This window comes from Aeoliella straminimaris, from assembly GCF_024054565.1.
Classification (GTDB): domain Bacteria; phylum Planctomycetota; class Planctomycetia; order Pirellulales; family Lacipirellulaceae; genus Aeoliella; species Aeoliella straminimaris.
On the sequence record NZ_JAMXLR010000034.1, the window covers coordinates 1 to 5288 of the forward strand.

The 5288-nt window shown below is 56.0% G+C and carries 6 protein-coding genes; 3 read left to right on the forward strand and 3 right to left on the reverse strand.

Translation table 11 applies throughout. The features are described from left to right. A partial coding sequence (locus tag NG895_RS09405) for an IS4 family transposase (RefSeq protein ID WP_252852229.1) occupies nucleotides 1–962 on the reverse strand: 962 nt, incomplete at its 3' end. Nucleotides 963–1176: 214 nt separating this feature from the next. On the opposite strand from NG895_RS09405, the gene NG895_RS09410 reads away from it, so the two are divergent. The 3 genes from NG895_RS09410 to NG895_RS09420 all read left to right on the forward strand — a co-directional run bounded on the left by NG895_RS09410 (nucleotide 1177) and on the right by NG895_RS09420 (nucleotide 3244). Next, nucleotides 1177–1389: a helix-turn-helix domain-containing protein gene (locus tag NG895_RS09410; protein WP_252852230.1), complete on the forward strand. Its 213-nt coding sequence runs from the start codon at nucleotides 1177–1179 to the stop codon at nucleotides 1387–1389. A gap of 272 nt (nucleotides 1390–1661) precedes the next feature. Then, nucleotides 1662–2825 (forward strand): hypothetical protein, encoded by a 1164-nt coding sequence (locus NG895_RS09415; protein ID WP_252852231.1) that lies wholly within the window; start codon nucleotides 1662–1664, stop codon nucleotides 2823–2825. A gap of 53 nt (nucleotides 2826–2878) precedes the next feature. Further along, a complete protein-coding gene (locus NG895_RS09420) occupies nucleotides 2879–3244 on the forward strand; it encodes a hypothetical protein (protein ID WP_252852232.1) in 366 nt (121 codons plus the stop codon). On the opposite strand, the gene NG895_RS09425 is transcribed toward NG895_RS09420, so the two are convergent. Then, nucleotides 3221–4225, reverse strand: coding sequence for a phosphotransferase family protein (locus NG895_RS09425; protein ID WP_252852233.1), 1005 nt, complete (start codon nucleotides 4223–4225; stop codon nucleotides 3221–3223). The genes NG895_RS09420 and NG895_RS09425 overlap by 24 nt on opposite strands. Before the next feature lie 607 nt (nucleotides 4226–4832). Then, the coding region (locus NG895_RS09430) for a DUF1214 domain-containing protein (RefSeq protein WP_252852234.1) at nucleotides 4833–5288 on the reverse strand (456 nt) is incomplete at its 5' end.

Consider the following 5288-nt stretch of genomic DNA (forward strand, 5'->3'; position numbering starts at 1 on the left):
CCCTCCCACCGTCGCTCGTACAAACCGCCAATCTGCTTACCATCGATCGACTCGTTGAGAAGGGTGGTGACCACCTTAAATTGTGTCACGCGGTTGTTCTTATCGCGAGCGTCAACGTCCACCTGCCGCATGACGAGGCTCTCTGGGTAGCTGCGGTATTGCTCTTTTGTCATTCCGCGTGGCTTGCTGGGACGCTGCCAAACGAGCAAGTCGCCCTCTGGGCTTCCTTCCAATATCCGGCTGCCTACACGCTCGTACTGAGCTCGCGCGACGATATCGATGTTGCGTTGGTACAATTCCCAAGTGACGAAGTAATCGTCGAACAAAGCGTCGGCAAGAACCACATCGCCCGGTTGGAGGGTATCGTACATGCGGCGGAAGAGACTCTTTTCGCCGGTGCCCTTGCCCTGATACGACGCGATCTCCAGATCGTGGCAAGCACCGGTGGCGAGCGACAACAGCACCGTGATCCGGGCCAATGGAAAGCCCAACCCTGGCTGTTGCTTTGGTGGTTGTGGATACCTCTGTTGATTCTTGGGAGTATCCGGCATCGAGACGGTCGAGCCATCAACGATGAACACAGAGCGACCGTTCCACTTCCACTGGCGGTCGATGCTCATCTGCAATTCTGCGGCCGTCTGCTTCGCCAAGGTGGAGAGTACGCCCGTGAAAATACGGCTCCGCGCATCGCAATAGCTGGACGTATTCGGTGAACAAACCGCCTGGCCACTGGTCGTACGATGTGCGATGATCCGCGACACGGCGTCGCGACAACTATGGTCTTCGCTGAGCACCTGACTCAGGAAACCCCAGATGGTGGTGACCGGGTTGAACACGCGGTCTCGATATTGGACGCCATGTTCGTGGAGCACGTCCCGGATGCTGGCCTCGGTCAAAACATCTGCGAACGGGAGTCCCTCATTGCCCGCAAAGCGGGCGCGTACCGCATCCAAGCTTGCCATGGAATCGCCTTCCGATTGACAGCGATTCCCACCGCCCAATTCCATGGCGATTCAGATGGGTCCCGTTCTTAGGCGGAAACGCTTGGGGTAATTGGTCGAAGCGGCTGCTTCACCGAGTACTCGCTTTCCTGGCCGGTGTGACCGACCCTCAGCGTCTCTACTTACGTAGGCTACTGGTGAGCTTGTTCACTGAACTTAAAAAGGCGATCACACCATGACAGCAGACGGCGTGATGGACAACATTCGCAACCTGTTTGAGCAATCAGGAATGACGCTGAATGAACTCGGTGAAGGCTTGGGATACAACGGTCCGACCGCCAAGAAACGTGACTGGTTCCTACTCTATCGCACGTCCAATCCCCGCATCTCCACGGTGCTAGCTGTGGCCCAAGCTCTGGGCGTCAAAATCAGTGACCTTGTGAAATAACAATGCGCTGTCATCTGTGCAGCGCTTAACCTAGTGCCATTCGCTGGACCAACCGACGCAGCTTGGCGCATTGACCTATCCTCAGAGGTCTCGCCAGCACGAACACACCGCCAGCAGTTTGTTGAGATTCTTGTAACCATGATGCTGGACTGAACGGCAATACACGAGTATTCGGCAACGAGATTTGCTAAGCTGACGGTTCGGCGACCATCGGCTCCGCGATGATCCTGCCGACGGACCGAAAAGTAAGCTACTGACAAGAGGTTGCAGACTTGAGTGAATATCAGTTCCTCGCATTTCGCGCCGTGGATCGCCCGCTAACGGATCGCGAACTGGTCTACGCTCGAAATCAGTCATCCCGGGCAGAAATCACCTGCTGGCGGTTCGAGAACGAATATCACTTCGGTGATTTCAGCGGTGACGCAGTTGGTCTACTTCGTCATGGATACGACGCGCACCTGCATTACGCCAACTTCGGTATCCGTAAGATGGCCCTCAGACTGCCTTCTGGCTTGCCGCTTCCAAATTCGGTTTGGGCCAAGTATATCAGCCTCGAAGGTCTTACCTGGAAGAAGGATTCAAGGGGTAAGGGCGGAGTCTTGACGCTCAATCCGTATCATGATGCGGGTGACCTTGAGGAAATCTGGTCACCAGGCGAGTACTTGGATAACCTCGTTAAGATCCGGAATCAATTGCTCACGGGTGATGCGCGCGTGCTGTATTCGCTTTGGCTATGCGCTGCAGCTGATCAATATGGCTCGCCGGACATCATTGAGCCGCCAGTACCCGGAGGTCTTACCGAGTGCTTGGAACTTTGTGGCCCGGTGATGGAGTTCTTCGGACTTGATCCTATGATTCTGGTTGCGGCCTCTGAGGGTGCGCCGACGCTGCCTGCCCAGCAGGATCAACAGCACTGCCGTGACGCGTGGATTGAAGCACTCAGCCAGCGTGAATGCAAAGGGCTATTGCGGAAGTTACTCGTCGACAATGCCGCCGTTGTTAAAGCAGAAATGCTTGCGGCAATCCGTGAATCTGCGCCGAGTAAGAACTGGCCCTGCGCTGCCTTGGGACGCACGTTCGCCGAGTTGCTCGAACGAACCGACGTTCTGCGCACAGAGCATGAGGCGAAGGCACAAAAGAAGCGTGAAGCCGCTTCGCGGCGCAAAGCTGCGAGGCAGGAATGTGAACGTCAAGATCGAATGAAGCAGATGGTCAACGCGCCCCAGAAGTGGCTTCGCGAGGCGACCACTCTCGTCGAAGCACGCGGAACTAACAACTACAAAGCGGCTGCCGAGATTTTGGCTGACCTTCGCGACGCTGTTGGCGGTGACGAAGGCGCCCAGATCACTGGCAAGCACGCCGCTCATCTTGCAATGAAACATCCGACGCTGACTCATCTCAAGTCTTCGCTTCGCAAGAGAGGGCTGTTGGAGTAGCGGCAATGGCTCGGAATCGAAAGCACAATCATAGCGTCCCGCGGACAAAGCGGATGAAGCGTTCTGACCGGTTACAGTCCGCGGTGTTGTGGCTCAAGGATTTCGAAGGCAAGAACGTGCTGCGCAGCTACTGCAAGCGCTATGGCGTCGATTGGCGTTGCGCTGCAATAGAACTCAGGCGACTTGGCGTCGAACTCGATTCCGACTATCTGAGTCAACGCGAACAGTCCGACCGACAAAACATCAGCAAACGAAGGCAACACCGCGAGTCGCGCTCCAGTGGAGATACTACGCCTTACCCGATCGAATATGAATCCATCTTCGACGCGTATCTTGTGAGAGATTTCGCTGCTTTGCACGCCATGGAATGCGAACGGGATGGGGTTGAGCCAGGTTCAACTTACCGTGCGTCGGAATAGCGACTGCAGCTTCGCTTCGTAGTAGTCCGGTCCATGACCTCTGGCCACAGGCTTCTGATATTCGCGCCAGGCTTCCTCCAGCCAATTCATGAGGAGAAGGAGTTCGTAAACGCGGACGTTGGCCAAAGAAACCGGTTGGCCCCCGAATTCCAAATAATCTTCGACCAGCACCTTTAGGCCGTCCTTAACACCCAGGACTTTTCGATCGCCGCGACTGATAATCGCCAGGTCGTACGCAGGATCGCCGACGCGCGCCATTTCCCAATCGACAACGCCAACCTGTGCGTCAGGCTCACCGCTGGCAGCCCAGTCGCAGAGTAGATTTTGTGGTAGCAAGTCTCCGTGCAGGACACAGGTACGATCGTCAGCAGGAATCTGCACCGCGATCCACTGACGCACCTCATCGGCTAAGGGAAACTCGGCAAACAAGGCTTCATCGAGTTCAGCTAGCTGTGACTTCACATGCTCCGTGCGACTATTGCTGCTGGGCAGATGCGAGAATCTTTCGATTTCAAGGCGATGAATGTCGGCGGCCACACGTCCGACAAGTCGCAGCGTTGAGCGGTCCTTGAGTCGGTCCAGAGAATACCCCGGCAGACCGGTCTCGATTAGTCCGATGGTTTCTAAATCGCTGTCCTGGACGAAGCAAATGAACGCAGGAGTCGGGCTAGCGAAGGGGCTCATCTTCAAGACTCTTAGCGTTTCAGCTTCACGCAACAAGCGCTCGCGCGGTTCGGGCCCCTTCTGCCAGTCTTCCCGCTGCTCAAGAAGTCGCAAGACGTAGGCTTGATTCGCCTGGTCCGCCGATAAGTCTCGACCTCGGATCCAGAACCAATAGTTTTCGTGCCAGATGCCTTCGGCGATATGGTTCAGCTTACCCTCGACTTCGATCCCCGTACTGAATCCAGGGCAGCCCTCGAGTGACCACCGAATCAAGTCTCGCATATCGCGATAGCTATACCGGCGCGAACGTCGACCCATAGTTGCAACCCAACCTCCGAATAACGCAAACCGCTTGAACGTTCATTGTCGGCATGGATATGAGTCGAGACAAGGACAGGCTGTCGGCGTGACTAGGCATAGTCGAGTGATCACATAGGTTCTTGTGTCCCAAAGTTCGAAAAATGGGCTTAACTCGCGCTGTTCGCAATTATGGGACGCGATTTCAGGAGAACAGTGCGAGTTTGCCGTCGTCCGTATCCTCAGCGGATGATGCAACCTAAGTCAGTTGGCAAGTCCCTATACTCAGTAAAGCGTGTGCCACCTTGGTAGGTAATCACAGTCACTATTGGGAAGAGGGAGATGCACGGCCACACTTGAGAAAGCCGCCATCCACGTCATGGTGTCGTTTTCGGCAGGCAGCTAGCAAAGTGACGTTGAAGCCACGAAAGACGCGCTCTCTACAGATGCCTACGGCGAACCCAAGTGACCAACGTCACGCCCGTTCAATCCGGTCCGGACTGCTTAACAACGCCATTGATGCTAGGCAATTCAAGCCCGGCTATCTTGATGTGCAGGCCAAGGGTTTGAAGTGACCGCACGCATCCGTGAATGCATGCAGATCTGCCGCTTGCTAATCGAATCGCTTTCAGTCCAACAATTCAATCTCACCTGGTCGCCAGGTCTTATCAATCCACGCCTGCTCCGGGCCGTACATGCGCAGAATTATCAACCAGCTCTTGCCGGGTATCGTCTGTAGCCAGTTGCCCTCCTTACCCTCGGGTGGCTCGGGCGCGAAGTAGATATCGTAGGAGCCGTCGGCATTCTTCTGCATGCCCTCCGTCTGGCTGCCGACGGTGGGAAACTGCTGATTGGTCTGCAGCTGCGAGCGGGTCTGGGTGTCGTCGATGGTCACGGCCCAGAAGTCCTTGACCGGCACATTGGGCGGCAAGGTCAGGCGGTAGGTTTTGGAGCCATCCAGCGCGCGCTTTTCAGAGTCGATACTGAGGAGGCCGTAGTCGGAGCCAACGCCGGGGCGGGTGACCGCCATCGCCGGGGTGACACCGATGGCGTTGTAATAGAACAAGGTCGCGGCGTCCACATT